Origin of the sequence: Pseudomonas sp. PDM10, assembly GCF_014852295.1 — a bacterium.
In the GTDB taxonomy this organism is placed as follows: Bacteria; Pseudomonadota; Gammaproteobacteria; order Pseudomonadales; family Pseudomonadaceae; genus Aquipseudomonas.
In genome coordinates, this window is record NZ_JACVBJ010000007.1 from 545,910 (window position 1) to 571,556 (window position 25,647).

The 25,647-nt window shown below is 58.5% G+C and carries 26 protein-coding genes; 13 read left to right on the forward strand and 13 right to left on the reverse strand.

Annotated features, from left to right (window positions below):
* Positions 1–43: 43 nt before the first annotated feature.
* From IB252_RS25795 to IB252_RS25810, 4 genes are all read right to left on the reverse strand, one after another.
* Positions 44–1,933 carry a hypothetical protein gene (locus IB252_RS25795; RefSeq protein ID WP_192410712.1) on the reverse strand — a complete coding sequence of 630 codons (1,890 nt, stop codon included), beginning with the start codon at positions 1,931–1,933 and terminating at the stop codon, positions 44–46.
* A gap of 32 nt (positions 1,934–1,965) precedes the next feature.
* Positions 1,966–2,820: a DUF4123 domain-containing protein gene (locus tag IB252_RS25800; RefSeq protein ID WP_192410713.1), complete on the reverse strand. Its 855-nt coding sequence runs from the start codon at positions 2,818–2,820 to the stop codon at positions 1,966–1,968.
* Positions 2,817–4,886, reverse strand: coding sequence for a type VI secretion system tip protein VgrG (locus IB252_RS25805; RefSeq protein WP_192410714.1), 2,070 nt, complete (start codon positions 4,884–4,886; stop codon positions 2,817–2,819). The genes IB252_RS25800 and IB252_RS25805 overlap by 4 nt, the downstream gene beginning before the upstream one ends.
* A 165-nt stretch (positions 4,887–5,051) precedes the next feature.
* Complete coding sequence (locus IB252_RS25810) at positions 5,052–5,966, reverse strand: LysR substrate-binding domain-containing protein (RefSeq protein ID WP_192410715.1); 915 nt, start codon at positions 5,964–5,966, stop codon at positions 5,052–5,054.
* 118 nt (positions 5,967–6,084) lie between these two features.
* Here IB252_RS25810 and IB252_RS25815 point away from each other — a divergent pair, with 118 nt between their 5' ends.
* From IB252_RS25815 to IB252_RS25825, 3 genes are read left to right on the forward strand one after another with little or no spacing between them, the layout of a single operon-like run.
* Positions 6,085–7,101 carry an aldo/keto reductase gene (locus IB252_RS25815; RefSeq protein ID WP_192410716.1) on the forward strand — a complete coding sequence of 339 codons (1,017 nt, stop codon included), beginning with the start codon at positions 6,085–6,087 and terminating at the stop codon, positions 7,099–7,101.
* 2 nt (positions 7,102–7,103) lie between these two features.
* Positions 7,104–7,901, forward strand: coding sequence for an SDR family NAD(P)-dependent oxidoreductase (locus IB252_RS25820; protein WP_192410717.1), 798 nt, complete (start codon positions 7,104–7,106; stop codon positions 7,899–7,901).
* Between the two features lie 28 nt (positions 7,902–7,929).
* Positions 7,930–8,340, forward strand: coding sequence for an SRPBCC family protein (locus IB252_RS25825; protein WP_111448765.1), 411 nt, complete (start codon positions 7,930–7,932; stop codon positions 8,338–8,340).
* Between the two features lie 124 nt (positions 8,341–8,464).
* Here the strand turns inward: IB252_RS25825 and IB252_RS25830 are convergent, their stop codons facing one another.
* Positions 8,465–9,772 carry a sensor histidine kinase gene (locus IB252_RS25830; protein ID WP_192410718.1) on the reverse strand — a complete coding sequence of 436 codons (1,308 nt, stop codon included), beginning with the start codon at positions 9,770–9,772 and terminating at the stop codon, positions 8,465–8,467.
* Positions 9,769–10,509 carry a response regulator gene (locus IB252_RS25835; protein WP_111448763.1) on the reverse strand — a complete coding sequence of 247 codons (741 nt, stop codon included), beginning with the start codon at positions 10,507–10,509 and terminating at the stop codon, positions 9,769–9,771. The genes IB252_RS25830 and IB252_RS25835 overlap by 4 nt, the downstream gene beginning before the upstream one ends.
* Before the next feature lie 305 nt (positions 10,510–10,814).
* On the opposite strand from IB252_RS25835, the gene IB252_RS25840 reads away from it, so the two are divergent.
* The 3 genes from IB252_RS25840 (at position 10,815) to IB252_RS25850 (ending at position 12,993) form a co-directional block, all read left to right on the forward strand.
* Positions 10,815–11,078 (forward strand): DUF2790 domain-containing protein, encoded by a 264-nt coding sequence (locus tag IB252_RS25840; protein WP_111448762.1) that lies wholly within the window; start codon positions 10,815–10,817, stop codon positions 11,076–11,078.
* A gap of 48 nt (positions 11,079–11,126) precedes the next feature.
* On the forward strand, positions 11,127–11,339 hold the full coding sequence (locus tag IB252_RS25845; protein ID WP_192410719.1) for a hypothetical protein: 213 nt from the start codon (positions 11,127–11,129) through the stop codon (positions 11,337–11,339).
* A 442-nt stretch (positions 11,340–11,781) separates the two neighbouring features.
* Entirely contained in the window at positions 11,782–12,993 is a 1,212-nt protein-coding gene (locus tag IB252_RS25850; protein WP_192410720.1) for a cytochrome c biogenesis protein DipZ, read from the forward strand.
* Positions 12,994–13,002: 9 nt separating this feature from the next.
* Here IB252_RS25850 and IB252_RS25855 read toward each other — a convergent pair whose 3' ends face one another.
* Positions 13,003–13,995, reverse strand: a complete 993-nt coding sequence (locus tag IB252_RS25855) for an AraC family transcriptional regulator (RefSeq protein ID WP_192410721.1) — start codon at positions 13,993–13,995, stop codon at positions 13,003–13,005.
* A gap of 193 nt (positions 13,996–14,188) precedes the next feature.
* On the opposite strand from IB252_RS25855, the gene IB252_RS25860 reads away from it, so the two are divergent.
* Both IB252_RS25860 and IB252_RS25865 read left to right on the forward strand, forming a co-directional pair.
* Positions 14,189–14,458 carry a DUF4242 domain-containing protein gene (locus IB252_RS25860; protein ID WP_008156937.1) on the forward strand — a complete coding sequence of 90 codons (270 nt, stop codon included), beginning with the start codon at positions 14,189–14,191 and terminating at the stop codon, positions 14,456–14,458.
* Positions 14,459–14,508: 50 nt separating this feature from the next.
* The gene (locus tag IB252_RS25865; RefSeq protein ID WP_192410722.1) at positions 14,509–15,321 is read left to right on the forward strand and encodes a class I SAM-dependent methyltransferase; all 813 of its coding nucleotides are present in this window, start codon (positions 14,509–14,511) and stop codon (positions 15,319–15,321) included.
* A gap of 136 nt (positions 15,322–15,457) precedes the next feature.
* Here IB252_RS25865 and IB252_RS25870 read toward each other — a convergent pair whose 3' ends face one another.
* The 3 genes from IB252_RS25870 to IB252_RS25880 form a co-directional block, all read right to left on the reverse strand.
* A complete protein-coding gene (locus IB252_RS25870) occupies positions 15,458–16,384 on the reverse strand; it encodes a universal stress protein (protein WP_192410723.1) in 927 nt (308 codons plus the stop codon).
* A 213-nt stretch (positions 16,385–16,597) separates the two neighbouring features.
* Complete coding sequence (locus IB252_RS25875; protein WP_192410724.1) at positions 16,598–17,038, reverse strand: hypothetical protein; 441 nt, start codon at positions 17,036–17,038, stop codon at positions 16,598–16,600.
* A 180-nt stretch (positions 17,039–17,218) separates the two neighbouring features.
* The gene (locus tag IB252_RS25880; protein ID WP_111448755.1) at positions 17,219–17,413 is read right to left on the reverse strand and encodes a hypothetical protein; all 195 of its coding nucleotides are present in this window, start codon (positions 17,411–17,413) and stop codon (positions 17,219–17,221) included.
* Positions 17,414–17,609: 196 nt separating this feature from the next.
* Between IB252_RS25880 and IB252_RS25885 the strand changes: the two genes are divergently transcribed.
* Positions 17,610–17,840 carry a hypothetical protein gene (locus IB252_RS25885; RefSeq protein ID WP_192410725.1) on the forward strand — a complete coding sequence of 77 codons (231 nt, stop codon included), beginning with the start codon at positions 17,610–17,612 and terminating at the stop codon, positions 17,838–17,840.
* A 47-nt stretch (positions 17,841–17,887) separates the two neighbouring features.
* On the opposite strand, the gene IB252_RS25890 is transcribed toward IB252_RS25885, so the two are convergent.
* Positions 17,888–19,105, reverse strand: a complete 1,218-nt coding sequence (locus IB252_RS25890; RefSeq protein ID WP_111449115.1) for a DUF3422 domain-containing protein — start codon at positions 19,103–19,105, stop codon at positions 17,888–17,890.
* Positions 19,106–19,228: 123 nt separating this feature from the next.
* Positions 19,229–20,908, reverse strand: a complete 1,680-nt coding sequence (locus IB252_RS25895; RefSeq protein WP_192410762.1) for a thiamine pyrophosphate-binding protein — start codon at positions 20,906–20,908, stop codon at positions 19,229–19,231.
* 299 nt (positions 20,909–21,207) lie between these two features.
* Between IB252_RS25895 and IB252_RS25900 the strand changes: the two genes are divergently transcribed.
* From IB252_RS25900 to IB252_RS25915, 4 genes are all read left to right on the forward strand, one after another.
* Positions 21,208–21,474 carry a ParD-like family protein gene (locus tag IB252_RS25900; protein WP_192410726.1) on the forward strand — a complete coding sequence of 89 codons (267 nt, stop codon included), beginning with the start codon at positions 21,208–21,210 and terminating at the stop codon, positions 21,472–21,474.
* Positions 21,471–22,262 carry a type I methionyl aminopeptidase gene (map, locus tag IB252_RS25905; protein WP_192410727.1) on the forward strand — a complete coding sequence of 264 codons (792 nt, stop codon included), beginning with the start codon at positions 21,471–21,473 and terminating at the stop codon, positions 22,260–22,262. Before IB252_RS25900 ends, map begins: the two co-directional genes overlap by 4 nt.
* 102 nt (positions 22,263–22,364) lie before the next feature.
* Positions 22,365–23,378 (forward strand): GlxA family transcriptional regulator, encoded by a 1,014-nt coding sequence (locus tag IB252_RS25910; RefSeq protein WP_192410728.1) that lies wholly within the window; start codon positions 22,365–22,367, stop codon positions 23,376–23,378.
* A 449-nt stretch (positions 23,379–23,827) separates the two neighbouring features.
* A complete protein-coding gene (locus tag IB252_RS25915; protein ID WP_192410729.1) occupies positions 23,828–24,703 on the forward strand; it encodes an alpha/beta fold hydrolase in 876 nt (291 codons plus the stop codon).
* Here the strand turns inward: IB252_RS25915 and IB252_RS25920 are convergent.
* Positions 24,677–25,444: a metallophosphoesterase gene (locus IB252_RS25920; RefSeq protein ID WP_192410730.1), complete on the reverse strand. Its 768-nt coding sequence runs from the start codon at positions 25,442–25,444 to the stop codon at positions 24,677–24,679. The two genes, IB252_RS25915 and IB252_RS25920, sit on opposite strands and share 27 nt — an antisense overlap.
* Between the last annotated feature and the right edge of the window lie 203 nt (positions 25,445–25,647).

The following is a 25,647-nucleotide window of genomic DNA, read 5'->3' on the forward strand; positions in this document are numbered from 1 at the left end:
GGCGGCCCCCTCGCCATAAAAGCTAGCGGCGCGTCGTCCTGCTTTACCACGTCAGCGCTTGCGCAATCTCATTTGCCGCCGTCTCGGATTGGTCTCCGTCTGTGATGGGCGCTCGCAATATCGACCGGTGCTTATCGCGGGCCACGATCCAAAACATCATTTTTCTTGGTGTTTTCCCTTGGAAGGCCGCAATAGGCTTTTCAGCGGATGCGCCTTCGTCGTCCGGGAGTTTCGTCACTTCGAACTCCCATTTGCGGCCGGTGACCAGCGGCTTTTCGTTACTGGCCTTTTTGGAGAAATGATGTCCTGTTCTTCCGACGTTTTTGGGCGAGAAATTTGTTTTGCGTATCTCTCCTGCAAAAAGTCGCAAATTTTTCGTCATGAAGGCGCGCAGTAACGCTTCAAGCTCATCGTCATTTGCCTGAGGTGAGCCCACTGCAAGGCCGATTTGTGCATGCGTTTGCAGATTTTCATAGAAGAAACGGTTTGCAGTGCCCAACCTCAATCGGTAGTCACCTACACGCAAAGGGATTTTGACGCCATTCCAATTATGAACCAATGCATTCTCATCACTGGGGACGCCCCAGTCGAACGTATCGTCCTGCCAATCAATTAGATCCCGATTCCAGGCGATGGCCTCAGGATCTCTGCCCTGGCGATAGGCTAGATCTGCAGCGAAATCCACCACCACTTCATAGAGTGTTCCAAAGAAAGGAACATACTCCCAGCCAGACAGGGCCAACCCCAGCGACCTGCTGGCAGCGTCGAGGTCGCCGCGTCGGTACTGCGCCACGCCGAGGTAAGCGTTAACGCGAGCGATCTCCTCTCGAAAGAAGGCATCGGGGAGTGCCTGTTCTGCCAGCTCGGCGGCCTTGGACCAGCCTCCAGGGACCTTCCAGTGTGAATCCATCTCACGAATTTGTTCAGCCATTGTGCGATCGCGGAACAGAACGGGTGCGCTCGGCCATTTCAGCGCCGCGAATAACTGACGCAATTGCTCCGCTACCTTAGCCCTGTCTGGCGAATGGAAAGTTATATCGACATCCAGTTTCCAGTCGCCATGTAGCGTTATCCAGTGGACACCGACGCATGTCTCGCTCTTGCATCCCCATTTCCTTTCTACTTTGACGGATGGCAAGCCGTCGAAGGGTAGGTCGGGCATTGGCAAAGCAAACGCTGGTGCAGTGGGGAACCTCTGGTACGATTCGATCCATTCCTGCCGTTGCGCAGCGCTCTGCGCGCGCTGTAGTTCCTCATAAGACAGAAAAATCTCGGCGGTCATTTCACTGCCATCCAACATCTGTGTATAGCGTGCGTACATTCCGTATTCCCGACTATCCACTGGATCGAAGTTCACGAGCTTCCACTGCCCCAGCATCAGCGGCATCGAGAAGTCAGCCAGCTTGTAGCGCAGACGCGGTTCGTCCGGCGCCAAGTGCCATGAATCTGGGTACGGGCTGGCGATCTCGAACAGCTTTTCCTGCAAGCGTGCCACCTCTGTTCTTTCGCCCGCCATCATGCTTGCCTCGATGGCCATGGCAAGCATTCGCAAGATGCGGGGATCGCGCCTGCCCGTTCTACCGAAGGACACTTCTTTTAGTTCCCAATAAGCAATCCGCTCTTCGGCGGCTTTACGTGTTTCGACGTATCTTCCCTGCTTGTACAAGAGGTTGACGAGCAGGTCTCCAGCGTCGAGGTCCACGTAATTAATGGCGGTACTCTCGCGGCCTGCCTCCATGGCCATGCGGGCCGTGATAGTGGCCTCCGCCCACGATCCCTCGTCGTCCAGGCGTTGTGCCTCGCGCAGTAGCTCTGTCTCGTTTGGTGGGGTGGCTTGCGCCCGTCCCGTCGGCGCCGCCCAGGTGGAGATGCAGGTTGAAAGCAAGACTGCGGCGATCAGGAAACGGCATTGGTTTTGTATTGATTTCTTCATGTTTTTCTCTCTGGTGTACACCGGGAACCCACTCATATCGACACATCCCCCCGCCAAAAAACCACCAACAGCCGCACTCGTTCAAAGTGCTCCACCGGACTCTCATCACCCCGCACCTCCCACTGCGGTGACAACGTAAAACCTGGCGCCTGCAAACTCTGAATCAATAGAAATTCCAACTGCTGCGGCTCCAACCAGCCCCATGCATCCGCCAGGGCCAAGCGCTCACGCAACCACGCGTCAGGGTCATGCACTTCGGCGAGCTTGGCGTAGGCCTCCACGTGCTCGGCCAACAAGTAACGGTGGGCGTTGAGCCGGCGAATTTCAGAGGCCTGTGGTTGAGGCAGGGGTGTGCGCAACCAGAGGGGGTTGTCCGGCACCGGATGCGTGCCGGGGGCGGGGTTAAGCGTTGTTTTCCAGGCTGTGCCGTCCCAGTAGCACACGCTGATCGCCGGCCCGAGTAAGGCCGGATACGCTTCGACCGGCAAATGTTGCAGTGCCCGACTCAAGACTCGATTGTCGTGAAAGCGGTACAGCGCCTGATAGGGGCGCGTCCCGACAATCAACCGCTCTTGCCAGTGACTGACCAGTTGGCGCAAGGCACCTTTTTCCACGCTCGCGAGCCAGCCCCAGTTGCGTTCTGGATGATCCAGCAGGTCATCGAGGCGTCTGTCGCCGGACGGATCCAGCGTGAAGATGAACGGACCGGCATCGGCCAGATTCGCGAGGGTCGTGCCGTTGTTGACGCTCAAGTACTGGTCATGTCCGCTGGCCTTCAACAACAGCTGACGGGTTTCGCGTTCGTTCTGCGAGTCCAGCACCAGGCACAACTCATGGCCCGAGCGGCGTTGTTCGTTCATCCATTGGCGGGGGAGTACGTTGATCATGCGGCCGCTCCTTCCGTCAGGCAGACGCCATCACGGCAGGCTTCGCAGATCGGGCAAAAGTCCGCCGCCAGCGCGTTGCTTGCCGCCATCAGTGCGGGCTGGGACGACGCGAGCATAGGCGGCAGTTCAGGTGGTACAGACAAGCCGTCAACTGACCGAGGCGCAGCGACTGAAACGGCTGGCACTCGCATTGGAGTACCACCGATCTGGAGTTCGCTGCTGCCGAATATTCCGCCGCCGCCTACCTGTAAATGTTCACCACCGGCTTCGATCGAGAACCTGGTCCCGGCCTTCAGAATGATTAGGTCGGCTTCAATAACAACTACCCGGCTGGCGCTAAGCGCAAGCGTTTGATCAACGTGGGTGTGGCTGTTGCCGGCAACTTGCAGATAATCGTTGGCCTTGAGCTGTATGTGCCGGTCACCGGTGGTTGTTCGATGTTCGGTGGCTTGCAGCACGGTAAAACTGTCGCCCTTGACGGTGGTGCACTGCTCGTTGCCGATCTCCATTCGGCTGTCGTTCTCTATCCGCTGTTCCATGTCCCGCTGGGCGCGAAGGTAAATCAACTCCTGACCGGCGCGGTCTTCAACATGCAGTTCGTTGAATCCCGTGCTGTCCGGCGAACTGCGGGAGCGGAATACGCTACGGGTTTTATTTGCAGGTAATTCGTAGGGCACCGGGTTGGCACTGTTGGCGAGGCATCCAATGATTTCGGGATGATCGGGGTCGCCTTCCTGAAAACTGACCTGGACCTCCATGCCGACTCTCGGCACGGCGACGCCGCCAAAGGCATTACCGGCCAGGAGGGAGGAGACCCGCAGCCAACAACTGCTTTTATCGTCGTGACGGCCTTCGCGATCCCAGAAGAACTGCACCTTGACCCGACCGTAGTCGTCGCAGTGGATTTCCTCGCCTTTAGGGCCGGTGACCACTGCGCTCTGATTGCCGGCGATGCGTGGTTTGTCATGGGTCAGCGACGAGCGGTAGATCACATCCCAAGGCGTGGCGAGGAATTGGTTGCGATAACCCTGAAAGCCATTTTGATCGCCGGTGCCGGTGTAGGTCGCGTACTGTTGCAGGACCTGCGGTTGCGCCCCTTCATGCTCGATTTCGGTCAGCAACCACAGGTCGTTCCATTCTTCGTCCGGATGTTCGGACAGCGGCAGGAAGTGCCCGGAGAGCAACGCGGGTTGATCGCTTTTACCCCGCGCCACACGGCACTCGGCGCGGTGACGCTCAAGTGCGCGTCGACTCAACAGCTTGCCGCGATCACGTTGGGAAAAACGGCCGGGGTACTGGTAATCCTCCAGATCCGGCTGAGTCCTGGACATATCAGACCTGCTCTCGGCCTCCAGCAAGATACGCGCTTTGTTGAAGTCATAATCGCGGCGAGTGGTGCGGCTGGTACCTGCTTTCACTTGCACGTCAAAGTGGCTGATCACAGGCGTTTCGGCGACCATGCCATTGTCATGCTTATAGCGCGTTGGACGGTCGAGCCTGGGAAAAACGGTCTGGTCGTCACCAAACACCAACACATGTTTTTCGCGGCTGTGCTGGAAGTGGTAGTGCAGGCCTTCTTCTTGGCATAGGCGTTCTATGAACTGGCGATCCGACTCGTCGTACTGAACGCAATACTCTCGGTCCGGAGAGTCGCCGCCCACCTGAAACTGGTGAAAATCACGATTGATGCCGTGGCCTTCCAGTACCTGCGCAATGATTTGCGGGACGGTCATTTTCTGAAAAATGCGGCGATTGTTGCGGTGGTCGAGATACGCCAATCGAGGCACCAGGGTCACGGTATAACGGGTCAGGCGATTACCGAGGCTGCCTTTGCCCACGCAATGAATTTGCCCATGAATGCCGTTGCCAGCATCGTTGAAGGCGAGGAAGGCTTGTTTGTTCAACAAGCTGTCCTGGTTCAGGTCCTGCCTGTCGCTGACCAGTTCGATTTCAAAGGCGTAAGGCTGGCTGATGAACTCCTTGCCGGTGAATTTGAGCACCTGAAGGTCATGTTCAATGTCTTTGATCGTGAGGCTGAAACGGGAGTGAGGGTTAGCGTCGAACATCCATGATTCCTTGTCCTGTGACGTGGCACAGGCTCCGGGACGTTGATGCAACACGCGTGAAAGGCCTTCCATGGCCAGATCACAACAGGACGTCCTGGAGCCGGGTTCGGTGCAACGCTACCAAGGGTGCATAGGAATTGATGTCAGACGCTTCCCAAAATGTTGTTACACATCAGTCTGGGGGTGACCCGGGCCGGATTCTGTCAGCACTTTCCTGAACGTTTCCACCAGCGGTCGCAAATTGATCCGGTGCCACGCGGCCCACAGCGGCGTGGTGAAGGAAATCCATGGCACTTCCCGCAGCACCACGCCGGGTGGTGCGTTGCGGCTCAGGCCTTTCTGGATCATGGCGATGCCCAGCCCCGACGCCACCAATCCCAACGCGGTGAAAGGTTCAGTGGCTTCCATGCGAATGTCCGGGGTGAAACCGGCGCGGATGCAGGCGCTGACGAAGTCGTCGCGGCTGGCGGCGTTCTGGCGCGGTTGCACGCCGATCCATTCCTGATCGGCCAGGTCTGCCGGGGTCAGTGTTGGGTTGTTCGCCAAAGGATGATGTTCGGGCAGGGCCAGTAGCATCGGATCGTCCAGCACCTGAAAACCCAGCAGGTCTGGGTCGTCGGCGACGGGCGGTTCGCTGACCAGGGCGATATCCAGACTACGCTGACGCAGGCCTTCGAGTTGTTCGGCGGAATTGAGGTTGTACAGCGCGACGTGCACGTTCGGCCGGTCGACCCGCAGTACCCGCAAGGCATTGGGCAAGACGCCGGCGTGCATGGCGTTTTCGATGTAGCCGATGCACAAGCCGCCTTCTTCACCGCGACCGAGGCGCTTGCCCAGGGATTCCAGGCGATTGGCGTGGGTCAGCAGGGCGCGGGTTTCGGCCAGGAAAGTCTGGCCGTCGCGGGTCAGGCGAATGCGTTGCTGGCTGCGTTCGAACAGGGTCAGCCCCAGGCGCTCTTCGAGCTGGGCGATCTGTCGGCTCAAGGGCGACTGGGAAATGTGCAGGCGTTCGGCGGCGCGACCGACGTGTTCTTCTTCGGCGACGGCGACGAAGTAGCGCAATTGGCGGATGTCGATCATGTAAGACCTATAGGGACTCAAGTGCTGCTTATTATGTCTTGGACGGTCTGATCATCGCAATCTAGGATCTGCTCAACGGTCACCTCTGCTGACCCCTGACACTCAAGAGGAAAACCCCATGAGCTTGAAAGACAAACTACCTGGCGCCCTCGGTTTCGGCACCGCCCCATTGGGCAACATGTTCCGCGCCATTCCTGAAGACGAGGCGCTGGCTACCGTCCACGCCGCCTGGGATGCCGGCGTGCGTTACTTTGACACCGCACCGTTTTACGGTTCGGGCCTGTCGGAAATTCGCCTGGGCACCGCGTTGGCCCAGTACAACCGCGACGACTATGTACTCAGCAGCAAAGTTGGCCGAGTGATTCTCGATGAAGTCGAAGACGCCGCGGCCCGTGACTTGGGCGAAAAAAGCGGAGTATTCGAACACGGCCGCCCGAACAAGATTGTCAACGACTACAGCGCCGACGCCACGATGCGTTCCATCGAAGACAGCCTCAAGCGCCTGCAAACCGATCGTCTGGACATCGTCTGGGTGCATGACATCGCCCAGGACTTCTACGGTGATCAATGGCTGGAATACTTCAACCAGGCCCGCACCGGCGCCTTCAAGGTGCTGACCCGTTTGCGCGAAGAGGGCGTGATCAAGGGCTGGGGCCTGGGCGTGAACAAGGTTGAGCCGTGCGAGCTGACCCTGGATCTGACCGAAGCCCAGCCGGACGGCTTTCTGCTGGCCGGTCGCTACACGCTGCTCGATCACGATCGTGCCTTGCAACGCTTGATGGACGCCGCGCTGGCGCAGAACGTCGAGATTGTGGTCGGTGGTCCTTACAGCTCGGGCATTCTGGCCGGTGGAACACACTTCGAATACCAGAAAGCCAGCCCGGCGATCATCAATAAAGTCGAGCAGATCAAACGCATCGCTGCCGCCCATGGTGTCGACATCAAGGCTGCTGCGTTGCAATTCTCCCTGGCTAACCCGGCCGTGGCGGCAGTGATTCCAGGCTCCAGCCGTCCCGACCGGATTGCTGAAGACGTTGCCGCGATGTCGGCCGTCATTCCCGCTGCTTTCTGGCAGGCGATGCGCGAGGCGAAACTGGTGTCCGAACGTGCGCCATTGCCGATCATTGGAGGTTGAGCATGAAAATCGATCTGAGTGGAAAACTCGCCATTGTCAGCGGCAGCACCGCCGGCATTGGCCTGGGCATCAGCAAGGCGCTGGCCGAATCCGGCGCCACGGTGGTGGTGATCGGCCGCGAGACGGCCAAGGTCGAACAGGCGCTGGCAAGCATTCGCCAGAGCGTGCCGGACGCGCAGTTGCGTGGCCTGACCGCAGACCTCGGCACGGCCGAAGGTGCCGAGTTGTTGTTCGCCGCCGAACCACGGGCGGACATCCTGGTGAACAACCTCGGGATCTTCAACGACGTGGATTTCTTCGACACGCCGGACAGCGAGTGGACGCGTTTTTATGAGGTCAACGTAATCTCTGGCGTGCGCCTGTCCCGCCATTACGTGCCGGACATGGTCAAGCAGGGCTGGGGTCGGGTGATCTTCCTGTCCTCGGAATCCGGGATCGCGATCCCGGCCGACATGCTCAACTACGGCGTGACCAAAAGCGCCAACCTGGCGGTGTCCCATGGTTTGGCCAAACGGCTGACGGGCACCGGGGTGACGGTTAATGCGATCCTGCCTGGCCCGACGTTGACCGATGGCCTGGAGCAGATGCTCAAAGACGCCACTGACAAATCGGGGCGCAGCGTTCGGGAAGAAGCCGACGCCTTCGTGCGCAAGGCTCGGCCGACCTCGATCATCCAGCGCGTGGCGGATGTCGAGGAGGTCGCGAATCTGGTGGCTTATATCGCCTCGCCGCTGTCTTCGGCCACGACTGGTGCAGCTTTGCGGGTCGACGGCGGCGTCGTCGACAGCATGGCGATTTGAACCTTATTGATTGAGAGAGAATATTTTCATGGCTACAGCATCAGCGTTTATTGATATCCCGGCGACCACCGACCAGGTTTGGCAATTGATTGGCGGCTTTAATACGCTGCCGGACTGGCTGCCGTTTATTCCCAAAAGCGAGCTGAGTGAAGGCGGCCGGGTGCGTAGCCTGCAAACGGCGGACGGGGCGGTGGTGGTTGAGCGGTTGGAGGCGTTTGATAACGCCGGGAAGACTTACAGCTATTCGATTTTGCAGGCGCCGTTTCCGGCGACTGACTATCTGGCGACTATCAGTGTTGAAGCGCAGGGGCAGGGTGCGCGAGTGACGTGGTCCGGGCGGTTTACGCCTGTCGGTGTGAGCAATAAAGAGGTTGAGGATTTGTTTGCCGGGATTTACCAGGGCGGCCTCGAAGCCCTGCGCGCCAACTACCCAGCCTGACCCTGAACTGATCGTTCCCACGCTCTGCGTGGGAATGCCTCTAGGGACGCTCCGCGTTCCAGCTCTCGAAAGGGACGCGGAGCGTCCCGGGCTGCATTCCCACGCAGAGCGTGGGAACGATCAGCTACTGAGCCTGAGCCGGCAATTTAAGCTCCGCGCACAACCCACCCCCCTCACGATTACTCAACGTCAACGATCCCCCGATCGCCAACGCCAACTGCTGTGCAATCGCCAACCCTAACCCGGTCCCGCCGGTACTGCGGTTACGCGAATTCTCCACGCGATAAAACGGTTCCATCACCTGGGCCAATTCCTCCTCGGCAATCCCTGGCCCGCGGTCCATCACCTTCACCGACAAACTGCCGTCAGCCTTCGCTTCCACCCACAACTCGGCGGCGCCAGCGAACTTCAGTGCGTTGTCCGTCAGGTTCACGAGCACTCGCCGCAAGGCGTGCGGCCGGGTGTTGATCACCGCGTCGCTTTTACCGCCCAGCTGCACGTCTTTGCCCATGTCCTGATAGTCGAACACCAGGCTGTCGAGGAACGAATCCAGATTGGTGCGGCGACTTTCTTCGGTGGCGCCATGAACGCTGCGGGCATAGGCCACGCCTTCGCGCACCAGGTGTTCTATCTCGCCAAGGTCATTCCAGAGTTTGTCTTTCTCGGCGGAGTCGTCCATGAATTCGGCGCGCAGTTTCATGCGGGTGATCGGGGTTTGCAGATCGTGGGAAATCGCCGCCAGCAGTTGCATGCGCTCCTTGAGGTAAGCGGCGATGCGCGCCTGCATCGAATTGAACGCTTTGGCGGCATGCGCGACTTCGGTCGGGCCTTTTTCGTCCAGGTGCACCGCGTGGGTGTTGGGGTCCAGGGTCTCCACCGCCTGAGCCAGGCGGGTGAGAGGGCGGATGGCGATTCTCACGGCCAGCCAGGTGCAGATGAGCATCAGTGCCAGTTGCCCCAGCAACACGATGGGCAGCCACGGCGACAACGGCACCATCGAGGGCCGAATGTCGATGGTCACCGGGCTGCCGTCCGCCAGTTTCAGGTGGACCTGATAATGTTTTTCCGGCCCGGGGATGTCGGTCATCGTCATCGGGTAATCCTTGCCGATGGCCTCTTTGATCGACGTCATCGCCATCGGTGAATCGCTCATGGGCACGCCCGGCGAGCCTTCGTTCAACAAATAGCGGTAGTTGCGTCGATCCAGTTGTTGCAGCCAGCTCATGCGTTCTTCGGCCGGCAAGCGGTCGAGGATGGCGATGGAGGTCGAGACGTCGGTTTCCAGATTGCCCAGCATGGTGTTCTTCGTGCTTTGGTAGCGCTCGTAGTACTGCGCGCCGAAAGACAGCACCTGCGCGAGAATCAAGCCGATCAGGAAGATCAGCGACAGCCGCGAGGCGAGCGTGCGAGGCCAGTGCATCGAGAGGTTCATGAGGGCGCCCCGAGGACTTCCACCGGCAGCGAAAACACATAGCCTTCGCTGCGCACGGTTTTGATGTAGGCCGGTTCGCGGGCATCGTCCAGCAAGCGCTGGCGCAAGCGGCTGACCAGCAAGTCGATGGAGCGGTCGAACAGGTCGGCATCGCGGCCTTGGGTCAGGTTCAGCAATTGATCGCGATTGAGTACCCGCTGAGGGTGATCGAGGAATACCCGCAGCAACCGATATTCCGCGCCACTGAGCGCGATCATCGTGCCGTCCTCATCGAGCAGGTGCCGGGCCGAGGTGTCCAGGCGCCAGCGGCCGAAGGCCAGCAAACGACCGCTTTCGGTGACCACCAGGTTGGGCGGCAGCATCCGTGTGCGGCGCAGCACGGCGTTGATTCGGGCGAGCAATTCACGGGCGGCGAATGGCTTGACCAGGTAATCGTCGGCGCCCATTTCCAGGCCGATGATGCGGTCGGTTTCATCGTTGCGCGCGGTGAGCATCAGCACCGGCGTGGCTTTGTGTTTGCCGGCGCGCAACTCACGGCACAGCATCAGGCCATCGTCGCCCGGCATCATGATGTCGAGCACGATCAGGTCCACCGGCGTGGATTCCAGGAAGCTGCGCATTTGCCGTCCATCCGCCACGACGGTGGTGCGCAGGCCGTTTTTCTTGAGGTAGTTGCCTACCAGTTCCCGGATCTCGCGGTCATCGTCCACGATGAGAATGTGATCGACGTGTTCCATTTGGCCAGGCCTCTGTAGATGGGGGATGTCGCGCAGTCTATCGAGCCTTGGCCCGCTCGCCCGCAGTCCTTTGTATTGCAGTGTATCTGGCCTGTCGGCGGATACACGTGGACGCAAAAACACTCATTTTCAGGGCTTTTGTATCGCTCTGTATCCCGGCCCGGTTCTGATACGTACCGATTTACCCGCGCCTGTTCCCGACACAGTCGGGATACCTCGCGGGCTTCTAATAGGTTCCATCGAGGCAAATCAAACCGCCTCGGCCCACTAAACGATTGACCTATCGAAGCCTTGAGGAAACCACCATGAACACCAAAGCCGTCTACGCCGCTTGCCTGTTTGCCGCCCTGAACATCTGCACCTTGTCGGCCCGCGCCGAAGCCGATGTTTCCGCTAAAACCTACACCTATGGCACGCACCTGGACATCAAGAAAGTGGTGTCGCTGAAACAGGACGCCTCGCCTTCCTGTGGGGTTGTGGATGCCCAGCTGACTTACCTGGATTCCCATAACAAAACCCAGGTTCTGGACTATCGCAAATTGGCTGATGCCTGCAACTCGGACAACTGAGTCCTGCGCTGACCCATGGCCCATCCCATTTGAAACAGGAAGCCCATCATGAACAACGTTACCCGCTATTTGACTGCCATTGCCTTCTCCGCGGCTGGCGCCGCTGCCCATGCCAACGCTGCTGTTGAACAGAAAAGCTGTGGTAGCGCGACTTGCTTTCAGCTGACGCCGGTGGGGGAGACGGGCGGGAACGCCTTTTTGGTAGAGAACGGCGGTAGCCGGACTCCGCAGGGACAGTTGCTGGATAACCAGACTGCTTGAGGGTGTCCGTGAGAGCCACCCCTCACCCCAGCCCTCTCCCCACGGGGGAGAGGGGGAAAGGGGGCAGATCTCCATGCTTTTCAAAATCTGAGTTCGACTCGGACTTTCAGGTCGCAGAATTTCTACCAAACCACTCGGTCAGTCCCCTTGCCCCAGTGGGGAAGGGGAAAGGGGGCAGATCTCCATGTTTTTCAAAATCTGAGTTCGACTCGGACTTTCAGGTCGCAGAATTTCTACCAAACCACTCGGTCAGTCCCCTCGCCCTAGTGGGGAAGGGGAAAGGGGGCAGATCTCCATGCTTCTCAAAATCTGAGTTCGACTCGGACTTTCAAGTCGCAGAATTTCTACCAAACCACTCGGTCAGTCCCCTCGCCCCTCTGGGGAGAGGGTTAGGGTGAGGGGTGGATTTCGAATCCTAACCACCATTTTCAAGGTGACATCCATGTTTCTCATCGCTTTCCTGGGCGGCATATTGACCGTCCTCAGCCCTTGCATCCTCCCGGTCGTGCCGTTCCTGTTCGCCGGTGTTAAACGCACACGATCCTCGATCCTGCTCACCCTCGGCGGCATGGTCCTGACCTTCGCCCTGATTTCCAGCCTGGCCGTGGTCAGCAGCGAGTGGGTAATACACGCCAACAACACCGGCCGTCACGTAGCGCTGATCGTGATGGTGCTGTTCGCCCTGTCGCTGATTTCCGCCCGTGTCGGTGACTGGCTGGCCCGTCCCTTCGTGGCGCTGGGCAACCGTCTCGATCCGGACACCCGCAAAATGTCCGGCCCGTTGAGTTCGATCATGATCGGCGTTGCCACCGGCCTGCTCTGGGCACCGTGCGCCGGACCGATCCTCGGGGTCATCCTCACGGGCGCCATGCTGCAAGGCGCAAACGCTCAAACCAGCCTGTTACTGGTGGCGTACGGCCTGGGCAGCGCATTGTCCCTGGGCACCTTGATCTTCGCCGGTCGCGGCCTGGTCAATCGCCTGAAAGCATCGATTCCGGTCACCGGTTGGCTGCGTCGTGGTACGGGTGTTGCGGTGCTGGCGGCTGCGGCGGTGATTTCCACCGGTGCCGACAAAACACTGCTGGCCGGCACTTCATCCGAAGGCGTCAGCAGCATCGAGAAAGGGCTATTGGAAACCGTGCCGAAGGTTGTCGATTACTTGGTCAGCAAGGTCAGCGCAGACTCGTCCATGGACAATGCCCAAGGCGCCATGCCGTCGCTGTCCGGTGCGGTCGAATGGCTTAACTCGCCAGCCCTGACCAACGAGTCCCTGAAAGGCAAAGTGGTGCTGGTGGATTTCTGGACCTACGACTGCATCAACTGCCAGCACACCTTGCCGTACGTGAAGGATTGGGCGAAGAAATACGAGAAGGATGGCCTGGTGGTGATCGGCGTCCACACCCCTGAATACGGTTTCGAGCGCATCATCGACAACGTCAAGGATCAGGTGAAAAAGCTCGGCATCACCTACCCGGTGGCCATCGACAACAACTACGCGATCTGGCGCAATTTCGACAACCAGTATTGGCCGGCTCACTACCTGATCGACGCCAAGGGTCAGGTGCGTTACACCCACTTTGGTGAAGGCCGCTACGAGACTCAGGAGAAAGTGATTCAGCAGTTGCTGGAAGAGGCTAAAGCTCCCGCCGCATAAACCTTCAAATCAATGGCTCACAGGCTGCGCGCCGTGGGCCATTGGTTTTTTCTCCTGACTGCGCCGCCACGCCGCCGGTGGCGCTCCATACTCTCGGCGAAAGGCCCGACTGAACGCCGTGTCGGTCTGGTAGCCCACCTCTTCGGCAATCCGCATCAACGAGCTGTTACTGCTGCGTAACAGGTTAGCCGCCAGCAACATCCGCCATTGCGTCAGGTACTGCATCGGCGAACTCCCCACCAGTTGCTGGAAGCGCTCCGCCAACACCGATCTTGACGTACCGGCAGTACGCGCCAGTTCATCCAGCGTCCAGGCGTGACACGGTTTTTTGTGCAACGCGTTGAGGGCGGCGCCAACGATCCGGTCGCCCACACCCGCCAGCCAACCGGTACGACCTTCGCCCTGTTCGTGCATGTACAGGCGCAGCACCTCGATGAACAACACCTCGGCCAGTTTCGCCAGCACACCTTCGCCGCCGGGGCGGGGCGAGCGCGCTTCGGCCAGCGCATAACGGACCGACGATTCCAGCCAGATACCGGCATTCGAGCCGCGCACATTGACCCGGACCACCGCGGGTAACCCGGTCAGCAACATGCCGGCCAGACGGGTATCGCAGGCCAGATAGCCGCACACCAACCGCGTTACCGCGCCGCCACCGCCATAGCTCAATTGCCGTGGACGGCGTGCCAGCACCACGTCCAGCCGTGCACCGGTGGCCGGCGCGAGCCCAGGTTGTGAGCTCATGCGATGGGCATCTCCCTGCGGGAAAACCACCACATCGCCGGCCGTCAGCAGGAGCGGCGGATCATCACCCAGTTCGACATAACACTCGCCTTCGGTGATCAAGTGGAAGATCACCACGCGTTCGGCGCCGGGTTCCAGAAACGGCGCCGCCGTGTCGGCGCTCGGCGATTGGTAGCACCAGGGGGCAGTGAACCTGGCATTGATGAAAATCGCGCCGACCAGGCGGACGACGCGCAGCGTCTGAGACAGGGCGTCCATGGTGGCTTTCCCGTGTGGGCGGCTGCTTTGGGTGGTGAGCTTGATTGTGAGCCTGTCGCCGCACAGCGTGAAATCTCCGGACGATCGGGCAGGGTTAGCCGACGATCGGACAGGACGCCAGCGTTGCTCGGCGCGATAGTTGGCACACAGGGTCAGCCGACCCTGTCATCAATAACAAGAATGAGAGGTTGCCATGCCTAAGTTCGTTATAGAACGCGAGATTCCAGGTGCTGGAACACTGTCAGAAAGGGATTTGAAAGCCGTCTCGCAAAAATCGTGCAAGGTGTTGCGCGATCTGCCAGAGGTGCAGTGGCTTCAGAGTTACGTCACCGGTGACAAGCTCTACTGCGTGTACATCGCGCCGAACGCGGAGCTCATCCGGGAACACGCCAGGCAGGGTGGTTTCCCTGCCAACAGCGTGTCCCAGGTCATGAGCATTATCGATCCCACGACGGCGGAGTAAGCGTCCGCCGGTTCCTGCTCAGTGATCCAACTCCGCCAGAGAAAGAATCCATGAGTACACCCATTGATCTTACTGCCTTGAAAAACCGTCAGATGGCCTCTTGGGCCAGCGGCGACTATGCGGTGATCGGCACCACCTTGCAGATCGTTGGCGAGCAACTGGCCGAGGCCTGCGACCTGCTTTGCGATGAACGCGTGCTCGACGTGGCCGCCGGCAACGGTAACGCGACGCTCGCTGCCGCGCGCCGTGGTTGCCACGTCACGTCGACCGACTATGTGGCCGCGCTGCTGGAACGCGGCGAAGACCGAGCCAGGGCAGAACGCCTGGACGTGATGTTTCAAGTGGCTGACGCTGAAGCCTTGCCGTTCGAGGATGCCAGCTTCGATGCCGTGCTTTCGACCTTCGGTGTGATGTTTACCCCGGATCAGCCCAAGGCGGCGGCGGAACTGGCGCGGGTTTGTCGCCCCGGAGGGCGGATTGGCCTCGCCAACTGGACGCCCGAAGGGTTTGTCGGCCAGATGTTCAAGACCCTCGGCCGCCACCTGCCGCCACCGCCGGGCGCTCAACCGCCTTCGCAGTGGGGCACCGAAGCCTGGCTGAACACGCAGTTCGACGAACGTGACTTTCTACTCCAGGTGGCGCGCAAGACCTTCAACTTCCGTTACCGCTCGGCCGCGCATTTCATCGACACGTTCCGCACCTGGTACGGCCCGGTCCACAAAGCCTTTGCAGCGCTGCCTCCTGAAGGCGCCCAAGCGCTGGAAAACGACCTGACCGAACTGATCAACCGCATGAACAGAGCAGGAGAAAAATCGCTGGTGGTGCCGAGTGAATACCTGGAGGTGGTGATCACCCGGCGTTGACCTGGCAACACAAAACCCCGGTGGGAGTGAGCCTGCTCGCGATGAGGGCCTTACATTCAACATTGATGTTGACTGAAAGTCCGCCATCGCGAGCAGGCTCACTCCCACAGGGTTTGTGGTGTTTGGTCGGGGGGAATTATTCATCCAGCCGCTCGGTGTACACCACCCAAACGCTGCACGGCATTTTGTACAGCAGATGCTCCACCGTACTGCCGATCAGCCGGCCCATGCCGCGATGACCGATCCGGCCCATGACAATCACGTCAATGTCATAGGCATCGACATAGCGGGTGAGGACCTTGGCCGGGTTGCCCATGATCATGTGTCGCTGCTCCGGCGCGATGCCATTGCGCTCGGCCAGGTCGTTGAAGGCATCTTCCTGGTAATCGAATACGGTCCTGGCCTTGCCCGACGAGAAGAACGCCGAACCGTTGTCGAAGCCGAATTCGTCGGCGCTGATGGATGAAAGGTCATAGGCGTAGACCAGATCGAGCTCGGCATTACAGGCGCTCGCCAGTTTCGCCGCCTCGTGGAGGATCCGGTCGTTGAAGGTTTTGTAATGGTCATCGCGATGAAAGGGGTCGACCGCCGCGACGATCTTTTTCGGCAAGGCGTGCACGGCGTGGCTGACGAAATGCAGCGGCACCGGGCATTCTCGCAACAAGTGCACATCGAGCGGGGTAAACATCAGCCGTGACAACAGCGATTCGTGCTCCAGCGCCTTGATCAGCACATCCATCGGCTGCTCTTTGAGGTGAATCAGGATTTCCTCCAACGGGCGTTCGACCCAGGCCACTTCGGTGGTGACATGGACCCCGATCTTGCGCAAGGGGCGGGCCTGTTCCTCAAGCCATTGGCGGTGGCGCTCGACGTAGCCCACGCGCATCTGTTCCAGGGCTTTTTCGTTGACCAGACTGGCGGTCGCCAGGCCTTCAAGGTAATCGAAGGCGACGATGTGCAGCGCGGCGTCTTCGGCCTTGGCCAGTGCAGCGGCCCTGTCGAAAGCGGGGCTGTGCTCCATCAGCGGTGATGCAACCAGCATGAAGCGGGATTGACCAGACATGACGAACCTCCCGTGGATTAGCCGCCCGACGTGCGGCTCGTGCGACGTACATCCAGGCTCTAAGTATTGACCATGATCAACCTTCCGTCCGTAAACCGGGTGCCGGCTGAGGTTCGTGCTGGTGCTGGTGCTGGTGCCGGATGCGTTGACCGGGCGCGAGGATATCCAGAACTATTACTTGGGGCCGTGGGGGAGGGCACTATTGAATGAACACTAACTGCACATGACACTAACGGCCTTTGCGGCGCGTTGCAGTTCTTGTTTAACGTCGACCGGTATCCGCTGTTTCACCAGTCGTTGTTCGAGGAATGTCTGATCGCCTCGGGTATCCACCTGAGCGTCAATAGCCGCATCCTGTGCTTCTATGGTGGCAGCGTGAGCCTCTATGACCGAATCGACCTCCGCGTCGCTCTTGGCGGCGTCGAGCGCACCAATGAGGGTTGCGACTTCGTCTTCTTCAGCCTTGCCATAGGCTTCTACGGACAGTCCGGCAGCCAACGCCCGCGCCCGGATTTCCACGCCTTGGAGCGTCTGCTTGGCCTGCCCGCACAGCAAATCGTGTTTTTGGCTTTCGACGATTTTCCATTGGAAAAATCCATAGGTCATCGTGCCGATAATCGCTACGGTGATACCACCGATCAGGATCCGTTTCATGGCTACAGTCGTGAAAGTCTGGGGATTGAGGGGGCGGCGGACATCGCTTCTTTCTCTATTCGAGGAAATGAAAGCGTAGCACCGGAACCCGGTCAAGCCCGGTCCAATGTCAATGCAAATTACAGTAGTGAAGGAACGGCGTGTCTTCAAGACTATAGCGTCACAGCCCTCGGCGTCCCGCTAGTTGCCGTCCGCCACTTTGCGTTCTATCTCCGCTATTTTTCGACGGAGTTCCTCAGCCTCCAGCTCTTTGGTTCGAGTTGGAGAGGGCGTATTGGTCTGATCGACGTTGACGGGCTTGCCAGACGTATCGGTGGGCGGGGCGTTTGACGTTGCTTCTGGTTCGACGTCGTTAACACTGTCATCGTTGTTCATATCGCTGATCTCCATTGACCTGAACATTGGATTCGACGCCGTGGCTTGAGTTCGAGATTTTTTGTCGGCGTCGATCAGCTTGGGCCATGAAACCTACCGGCGGTCAGACCGCCTGAATTTTCCCGCCGGGCGGTACTCCACCGTCCGAGGAGCAGTCGCTACTTAATGGCGGTGTAATCCGCCGGGGGAACACGTAATGCCATCGGTCGAAGATTTCAGAATCCAGTCTCACGCTTTCCTGATCGAACTGGACGCCGCAACGATGGGCATGATGACGCTGGTCTCTTCCAAATGTGTTTCAGGACCAGAATGGGAAGAGGCGACCAAACGGCATCACGATGCTTACGAGATCTGGAATGCCTTTCTTAATGTCTCTCCTTCAAGCACTGACGTCGTCACTCCGTTAATTACTTCGGGCGCGGACTAAGGACGGCTGGACGAAAACACGACAACTCCCCCCGGCGATTCACCGTATCAGTGCTCTTTGACTTTCTTGATGCGGAAAATAATCAGCGCAAGGATCGCGATCGCGAGGGGCGTCATCGCCAGCATCGCCTCTCGTGGGGCCACCTCGGCGCCGAGCAGGTGCAACCCTGAGTAGCCAAGCTTGAGCAGGTTCAGCAGGTAGTAAGTAATGGCGATAATCGACAGACCTTCCACGGCGCGCTGGATCTTGATCTGAGCGTCGGCGCGGGCGTTCAGGCTTTTGAGAATTTCCGAGTTCTGTTCTTCCATTTCCACCTGAACCCGGGCTTGCAACAGGTCGCCCAGATTGGCCACGCTTTTCGCCAGGTGCTCCAGGCGTTGTTCGGTGGCGGTGCAGTACCTGACGGTGGGTTTGAAACGGCGTTCGATGAACACCCCGAGACGCTGGCAATCGCCGACGTGACTTTCCCGCAATTCGCCCAGGCGCTCGTACACGAGTTGGGCATAGGCCTGGGTGGCACTGAAGCGGTGGCGGGTTTTCGCGGTACTGCTGACCACTTGGGCTGACAGGTTGGAGATGTCCGCCAGCAGGGCTTTCGCGTTGCCGCTGTCGGCGTCGGCGTTGCGCTCGGAGAGGGTGACCAAGGTCTTGTCAAAGATATCGAGTTGCGCGCTCAAGGTCTTGGCCATGGTCAACGACAGCGAGGCCATCATGCGGTAGGTCTCGATTTCCAGCAGACGACGGATCATCCGCCCTTGGCGGTAAGCGTTGAGGCGCCGGTTGATGAACAGGATGTGGTTGTTGCCCTCCTCGCTGAGACGGAAATCGCTCCAGACCACCGCATCGCCACCGCCCACGCAGGAACCGCACGGGTCCTTGAAACCGTAGCCGGCGAGGTCCAGGCCGGCTTCGCCACGCACGACGATCTGCACCGAGTTGATCAGCTGCGGCAAATGCGCTTCGACCTTTTGCGCCAGCACCTCGGGCAGCGATGTCCAGGACAGGTCATCGCAGGATGAAGTGACCACCAGGGTCAGGGTGAAAAACTCGGCGTGGCGTTCCCATTTCAGGGCGTGGCCATCGAGTTGGGTGATGCCCTGGGCGGCATGAGGATCGATCGGAGCAGGGCAGCAGCGCTCCAGCAGCGCATTGCACTCCGGCTCCCCGCCAAGGAAGGCCAGATGAAACACATGGGCCGGTTCGTCGAAATACAGTGACGGACGCGCGTGCAGTTCGTTGTGCAGGGTTTGTCGTTGCGGATGCATGCTGTTCAGGCCATTGATCGACTGCTGTTGTAGGTGGGACAGGTCGATGAACTGATGAGTCACAAGCTCAAAAAAAGGCGCCTTGTACATCGTGAATCAGGCGCCCAAAACGGAAGAAACGGGTTACTTCTTGCTTGATTGCTCTCTGATCTGAGTCAGGCTAAGCCGCGGGGTCAATGCTTCAGGGTCGACTCTGACCTCAATCAAGGATGGCCGGGACATACCCAGGCAGCGTTCAAACGCCGGGGCAAATTCCGCCGTGGCGGTGACCACCTCGCCATGCAGTCCATAGGCTTGGGCCAGTGCGGCGAAATCCGGGTTGTGCAATTCAGTGCCTGACACGCGTCCAGGGTAGTTGCGTTCCTGGTGCATTCTGATGGTTCCGTACATTCCATTGTTGATCACAACGAAAATCACATGGGCGCCATATTGCGCTGCGGTCGCTATCTCCTGACCGTTCATCAAGAAGCAGCCATCCCCGGAAAACGAAACCACCACTCGATCCGGGCATGTCAGTTTGGCGGCCACCGCCGCAGGAACGCCGTAGCCCATGGAACCATTGGTTGGGCCTAACTGAGTGCGGTATTGGCGGAACTGATAGAAGCGTTGAAGCCAGACGGCATAGTTTCCGGCGCCATTGGTCAGGATCGCGTCGTCTGGAAGTCTGCGATTCAACCACTCAATGATTTCGGCCATTTGCACATCGCCAGGGGAGGGCGAGTGTTGCAGATTTTCGCGGTAGCTTTTGTTGAGGGTGCGCGTCCATTCACTCTTTACCGGGCTGGTCACCGCTGGAAGCTTTGCGGCTGACTGGGCAAAGGTCGACATGCTGCTGTTGATCGCTAACGCAGGTTGGTAAACCCGCCCCAGTTCCTCGATGCCTTGATGAACATGGATCAAGGTTTGCTTCGGTACCGGGATGTCCAGGGCCGCATAGCCGCCCGTTGAAACCTCACCCATTCTGGAGCCCACGACCAGCAGCAGGTCGGCGTTTTTTACCGCTGAGGACAGTTGCGCTGACGCGGCGAAACCAAGATCGCCGACATAGTTCGGGTGTCGGTTGTCGAACAGGTCCTGGCAGCGAAAGGAGGCCGCAACCGGGATGTTTTGCTGTTCAGCAAAAAGCCGGATGTCGTGCACTGACTCGGTGTCCCAACCGCTGCCACCCAGCACCATCAATGGACGCTCTGATTGCTCAAGCAGTGGCTGCATGGCGGCCATTTGCTCGGCAGCGGGGGTCATCAATACGCGCTTGAAAGGCCCGGCGTCACTGACTTCCGCCATTTCGGTCAACATGTCTTCCGGTAGGGCGACCACTACAGGTCCAGGCCTGCCATTGACCGCTCGGTGGAACGCCTGGCTGATCAGTTCGGGGATTCTGCGGGTGTCGTCTATTTGCACGACCCATTTTGCCAAGGGGCCAAACATCTGGCGAAAATCAACTTCCTGAAAGGCTTCGCGATACTGCTGATCGCGAGCGACCTGGCCAATGAACAGAATCATCGGCGATGAATCCTGGAACGCCGTGTGAACGCCAACCGAAGCGTTCGTTGCACCCGGGCCTCGGGTCACGAAGCAGATGCCTGGCTCTCCCGTGAGCTTGCCGTAGGCTTCTGCCATATAGGCCGCCCCACCTTCCTGGCGGCACACCACCAGCTCGATTTCTTCTTGCACGTCATGCAATGCATCGAGCACCGCGAGGTAGCTTTCTCCCGGAACACAAAAAGCTCTTTTAACGCCATGGATGCGTAAGGCATCCACCAAAATCTGACCTCCGCTACGACGAGAAATGGTTTTATTCATTGTTATCTCCTGAGTCGAATGGTGCGGTGTGAAAGGGTGAATCGCGCTCTTTCTGACAGGTACTGACTCGATCAATTGGAAGAACAACGGCTAACGTCTGCGCCACGAATTCTGAGCATCATCGAGAAGGGGTACAAACGATGATTGCTCAGCACTTCATTCCCTCAGCTATTGAAGTCGGGCTTCAAGTCACCCAGTGACTTTTTATGCTTCAGTCATGGCTGTAAATCGTGAAATTGCAATTTCACACGACTACCGATTAATATACGATCCATATACATTTCATATTGGATTGAGCAGTGGGTATCGTAAAAATTTCAGAAGCCATGCACGAGAATCTGCGCGTCGCCAGCGATGCGTTGAGTCGCTCGATCAACGCCCAAGCCGAGCACTGGATGCGCATCGGGATGCTTGCGGAGTTATATCCCAACCTGGACCACAGCGACCTCTGCCGCGTGCTGATTCGTGCCGAACTGGCGGGCGGCCTCGATGTAAAACAGCTGTGCGTACTCGCCGATCTTTCGCAAAGCGCCCAGGTTGATGCTGCATCAGGAGCCAAGCCATGAAGGCCAATGTAAAGCTCAATACCCCGGCAGAAATAGCCATGTCTCGCGCTGCGGGCGCGCTGGCCGCCGAGGTCCTGGCCATGATTGTTCCGCATGTCAAAGCGGGGGTCACCACCGACGAACTTGACCGGCTCTGTCACGACTACATCGTCAACGTGCAGAAAGCCATTCCGGGCAATGTCGGCTATCACGGCTTCCCGAAAACCGTGTGTGCATCGGTCAACCAAGTGGTCTGTCATGGCATTCCTTCGGCCACGCCACTCAAGGATGGCGACATCGTCAATATCGACATTGCCGTGATCAAGGACGGTTGGTACGGCGACACCAGCCGCATGTACTTCGTGGGTGAGCCCGGCCCGGAGGCCCGACGTCTGGCAGAGACGACCTATGAAGCGATGTGCGCCGGTATTCGCGTCGTCCGCCCCGGCGCTACGCTGGGTGACATTGGCCATGCCATTCAGAAGGTGGCCGAAAGAGACGGGTTCAGCGTCGTGCGCGAATACTGCGGTCACGGTATTGGCAAGATTTATCACGATGAACCGCAGGTCCTTCACTACGGCTTCCCAGGCCAGGGCCTGAAACTGAAAGCCGGCATGATCTTCACCATTGAACCCATGTTGAACGCTGGCAAACGCCATGTGAAAACCCTGGCCGATGGCTGGACCGTGGTCACCAAGGATCACTCACTCTCGGCTCAGTGGGAACATATGGTCGCGGTCACTGACGACGGCTTCGAGGTGCTGACTCGTTGGCCCGATAGTGTCGATGGGTATCCCGCCATCGTTTAGGCGCAAAATGGCGCTAGTGGTTTTGAAACTTCTACAGTTAGCATTGAGGTTTATCAACGCACCCAGCGACCTGTTGGGTAACGTAACCGAGCAGGCCGAACATTGATCGAGCGACGTCAATTTAGCGGAGGCATGAAGGGGAAAAATCTCCGCTATCTGAATGAGAACCCCAACGAGAAGGCTCAAGTGGTCCGGGCAGGATTTCTGCTGCTTGAGCATTTCTCGCTGCCCGCATTCACGCAAGCACTGGATACGATAGTCACCGCGAATCTTCTGCGACCCGGGTTGTTCTCTTCCCGAACGTTCGGCTTGACCGATGAGGAAGTCATCAGTGACCTGGGCCTGGTCATTCGCCCGGATAGCCGTTTCGTTGGCTCAACGATCCAGGACCTGGACCTTCTGGTCATTTGCGGCGGCTACAGGACAGAACTCAAAGCGACGGATGAACTCATCTCCCTGTTGAGGGCTGCATCAGACCAGGGCGTCATTCTGGCCGGGTTGTGGAATGGCGCATGGTTCCTGGGGAGGGCAGGCTTGCTGGACGGATATCGTTGCGCGATTCACCCCGAACATCGCCCCGCGCTCGCGGAAATCTCCAAGGCGACGCATGTCACCAGTGAGCCCTACGTCATCGATCGAGACCGGCTCACGGCCTCGAGTCCCTCGGGGGCGTTCCACATGGCGCTGGATTGGATCAAAAGCTTGCACGACAAAGCCCTCGTCGAGGGGATTGAAGACATCCTGGCTTTCGAGGAGTCGCGTTATCGGCGGATAAAACCGACTGAAAATATCTGTGTGAGCGCGCCATTACGCGAAGTGGTGAAGCTGATGGATGCCAACCTCGAAGAGCCTCTGGAACTGGAGCAGTTGGCGGTTTACGCCGGCCGTTCGCGTCGACAACTCGAGCGCTTGTTCAAGGAGCAACTGGGCACAACGCCGCAACGCTATTACATGGAATTGCGGATCACCGAAGCGCGTCGGCTGCTCCAGCACACCGAACTGTCCCAGGTGGACGTATTGGTGGCTTGTGGCTTTGTATCGCCCAGCCATTTCAGCAAGTGTTACAGCTCGTACTTCGGCTACAGGCCTTCCAAGGAAAAGCGACTGGTCAAGTAGCAATGCTGCCGACCGGTAAGCGCCGAAGCGCTCATGCAGTGGTATGAAGAACGACAGCGCAAGTAGCCCTCAAACCTCTCACCGGCAACCGATGGGCTGAATCTTTCGGCGCTCGTTGACCACTGCCGTGCTATTGCGCAACGTCAACTCAAACGGCAATACCACCTGACGTTGTGCAATCGACCGTCCAGCGATTGATGGCGGCCGGAGGTGATCAACTGCCTTTCGAAAACAGACCAAAAAAACAGCCGAGGCCTTTAGGGGCATCGGTTTTTTTTTGTGCCGTCCCGGCGCGACGGCATCCGAACTAACTCGTCCGGGTTCTTGCAGACGGGGAAATCCCTGCTTAACTCTGAACCAATGGTCAAACCGTGACTAGGTGGTCACGGAGGCCATCCGGGCACCGTCATGCTGTGCGCTTAGTTCAAATTGGTACAAGGAAAAGTAACATGATGCCGAAAACTGCCATCGTCGAGATCTGCGGGAAGTACAAGGTTTATACCGAGCACTATCTCAACAGCGCCGCTAACAAGACCATCATTCTGGTCAACGGCTCATTGGCAACAACAGCATCCTTTGCTCAAACGGTGCGTTACCTGCAACCACGATTCAATGTAGTCCTCTACGACCAGCCCTACGCCGGTCAGTCGAAGCAACACAACCTCCACGGCCAACCGATCCGAAAGGAAGACGAGGCAGCGATTCTGCTGGAATTGATCGAACACTTTTGTGTACACCATGTACTGTCCTTTTCCTGGGGCGGTGCGGCTACCTTGTTGGCGCTGGCCCAGCAGCCGCGACGAATCGAGAAAGCGGTGATCAGTTCATTCGCCGCACGGGTCAATGCGCCGATGCGCGATTACCTGGAGCGCGGCCTGAACCATCTCCAGGCGTGTGACCGTCACAATGTCAGTCGCTTGATCAACAGCACGATCGGCAAGCACCTGCCATCGCTGTTCAAACGCTTTAATGACCGTCATGTCAGCAGCCTGGCCGAGCACGAGTACCGGCAGATGCATTTCCACGTCAATGAGGTGCTGACCCAAGACACCCATTGCTATGTCGCCTGTGCCAATGCGATCGAAATCCCGCTGCTGTTTGTCAACGGCGAATGGGATGAGTACACCTCGGTAGAAGACGCCCGGATTTTTGCCGATCATGCCCCTCAGTCCTGCTTCCATACCATCAAAAACACCGGGCATTTCCTCGATATGGAACACCCGGCGGCCTTGCATGACACCCGCCAGGCCTTGCTCGGTTTTCTGGATCCGGCTTGCAGGAAGCAGGGCCGTGTTGCCTCAGATATCCAGGTCAATTACGTATGAGCCATTGAATTCCGGGTTTTCATTAACGCCATTTTTTGCATAACCCCGGGCATTGCAAATGACCCGGGTTTTGCCCACCGCGTAGTCAAAGCTCCCATGGGTATGGCCATGTAGCCAAAGCGCCGGTTGCCAGACGTTGATCCGGTCTTCGAGGTCTGAAACAAAACTCGCGTTAATCGGCGAGTTCTCAAACAGCGGGCTTATGCTCAACCGTGTCGGTGCGAAATGCGAAACCACCACCGTGGGCGTCGTTCTGTCGCGGGTGAAGCAGTCTTCCAGCCAGGCGACTGTCTGCAAAAAAACCAGTTGGGAAACTGCCGGGCTGAACAGGTCTGGAAAATCGGGCGAGATTTTTATGTGGGTGAAGTCCCGCATGAGCTTCGTCGCCAGATCGACGCCCTGTGCCCGATCCTCTGCAGAATCGAAAAGACGATAGTCAGACCACAGGGTGCAACCCAAAAAACGCACGCCGTTGTGGAGATACTCCGAGCGTTCCAATACGTGGATCTGTGTCCCTTGCGACAACCTGTTCAAGTGTTCGTAGGTAGAAATCAGGTCACTGCCATAAAACTCGTGATTCCCTGCCACGTACACGACCGGAAGAGGGCACGATTTGGCCCACTCAATGGCCGCAGCCGGACGAGCGATGTCTCCGGCGAGAACGACAATGTCGGCATCTACATCGGGAAAAGGTAACGCGTTGACGGACAAGTGGATGTCTGACAGCAAGGCGATGCGCATGGATCGACTCCTACCTGCTTTGAATGTCAGCCCATTCTACTGACAAGTTGATAACCTCCTGCCACACCTTCTTTTCGTTGCAGCCAGATGTGCTGGCGTTGCAGAACCGAAGTGTTACTACGTGGCCGGGGAGTGGGACTTTGTGCTGGTGCTGGTGCTGGTGCTGGTGCTGGCGGTTCGAGACGCTGGTATCCATGAGCAAC

Excerpts from the sequence above, each read along its gene's own strand:
- IB252_RS25895 (WP_192410762.1), bottom strand. The coding sequence starts at position 20,908 with ATGAATAAAACCATTTCTCGTCGTAGCGGAGGTCAGATTTTGGTGGAT.
- map (WP_192410727.1), top strand. The coding sequence starts at position 21,471 with ATGAAGGCCAATGTAAAGCTCAATACCCCGGCAGAAATAGCCATGTCT.
- IB252_RS25825 (WP_111448765.1), top strand. The coding sequence starts at position 7,930 with ATGGCTACAGCATCAGCGTTTATTGATATCCCGGCGACCACCGACCAG.
- IB252_RS25830 (WP_192410718.1), bottom strand. The coding sequence starts at position 9,772 with ATGAACCTCTCGATGCACTGGCCTCGCACGCTCGCCTCGCGGCTGTCG.
- IB252_RS25835 (WP_111448763.1), bottom strand. The coding sequence starts at position 10,509 with ATGGAACACGTCGATCACATTCTCATCGTGGACGATGACCGCGAGATC.
- IB252_RS25885 (WP_192410725.1), top strand. The coding sequence starts at position 17,610 with ATGCCATCGGTCGAAGATTTCAGAATCCAGTCTCACGCTTTCCTGATC.
- IB252_RS25805 (WP_192410714.1), bottom strand. The coding sequence starts at position 4,886 with ATGTTCGACGCTAACCCTCACTCCCGTTTCAGCCTCACGATCAAAGAC.
- IB252_RS25915 (WP_192410729.1), top strand. The coding sequence starts at position 23,828 with ATGATGCCGAAAACTGCCATCGTCGAGATCTGCGGGAAGTACAAGGTT.
- IB252_RS25875 (WP_192410724.1), bottom strand. The coding sequence starts at position 17,038 with ATGAAACGGATCCTGATCGGTGGTATCACCGTAGCGATTATCGGCACG.
- IB252_RS25815 (WP_192410716.1), top strand. The coding sequence starts at position 6,085 with ATGAGCTTGAAAGACAAACTACCTGGCGCCCTCGGTTTCGGCACCGCC.
- IB252_RS25810 (WP_192410715.1), bottom strand. The coding sequence starts at position 5,966 with ATGATCGACATCCGCCAATTGCGCTACTTCGTCGCCGTCGCCGAAGAA.
- IB252_RS25840 (WP_111448762.1), top strand. The coding sequence starts at position 10,815 with ATGAACACCAAAGCCGTCTACGCCGCTTGCCTGTTTGCCGCCCTGAAC.
- IB252_RS25890 (WP_111449115.1), bottom strand. The coding sequence starts at position 19,105 with ATGCATCCGCAACGACAAACCCTGCACAACGAACTGCACGCGCGTCCG.
- IB252_RS25850 (WP_192410720.1), top strand. The coding sequence starts at position 11,782 with ATGTTTCTCATCGCTTTCCTGGGCGGCATATTGACCGTCCTCAGCCCT.
- IB252_RS25855 (WP_192410721.1), bottom strand. The coding sequence starts at position 13,995 with ATGGACGCCCTGTCTCAGACGCTGCGCGTCGTCCGCCTGGTCGGCGCG.
- IB252_RS25845 (WP_192410719.1), top strand. The coding sequence starts at position 11,127 with ATGAACAACGTTACCCGCTATTTGACTGCCATTGCCTTCTCCGCGGCT.
- IB252_RS25795 (WP_192410712.1), bottom strand. The coding sequence starts at position 1,933 with ATGAAGAAATCAATACAAAACCAATGCCGTTTCCTGATCGCCGCAGTC.
- IB252_RS25800 (WP_192410713.1), bottom strand. The coding sequence starts at position 2,820 with ATGATCAACGTACTCCCCCGCCAATGGATGAACGAACAACGCCGCTCG.
- IB252_RS25880 (WP_111448755.1), bottom strand. The coding sequence starts at position 17,413 with ATGAACAACGATGACAGTGTTAACGACGTCGAACCAGAAGCAACGTCA.
- IB252_RS25865 (WP_192410722.1), top strand. The coding sequence starts at position 14,509 with ATGAGTACACCCATTGATCTTACTGCCTTGAAAAACCGTCAGATGGCC.
- IB252_RS25820 (WP_192410717.1), top strand. The coding sequence starts at position 7,104 with ATGAAAATCGATCTGAGTGGAAAACTCGCCATTGTCAGCGGCAGCACC.
- IB252_RS25920 (WP_192410730.1), bottom strand. The coding sequence starts at position 25,444 with ATGCGCATCGCCTTGCTGTCAGACATCCACTTGTCCGTCAACGCGTTA.
- IB252_RS25870 (WP_192410723.1), bottom strand. The coding sequence starts at position 16,384 with ATGTCTGGTCAATCCCGCTTCATGCTGGTTGCATCACCGCTGATGGAG.
- IB252_RS25860 (WP_008156937.1), top strand. The coding sequence starts at position 14,189 with ATGCCTAAGTTCGTTATAGAACGCGAGATTCCAGGTGCTGGAACACTG.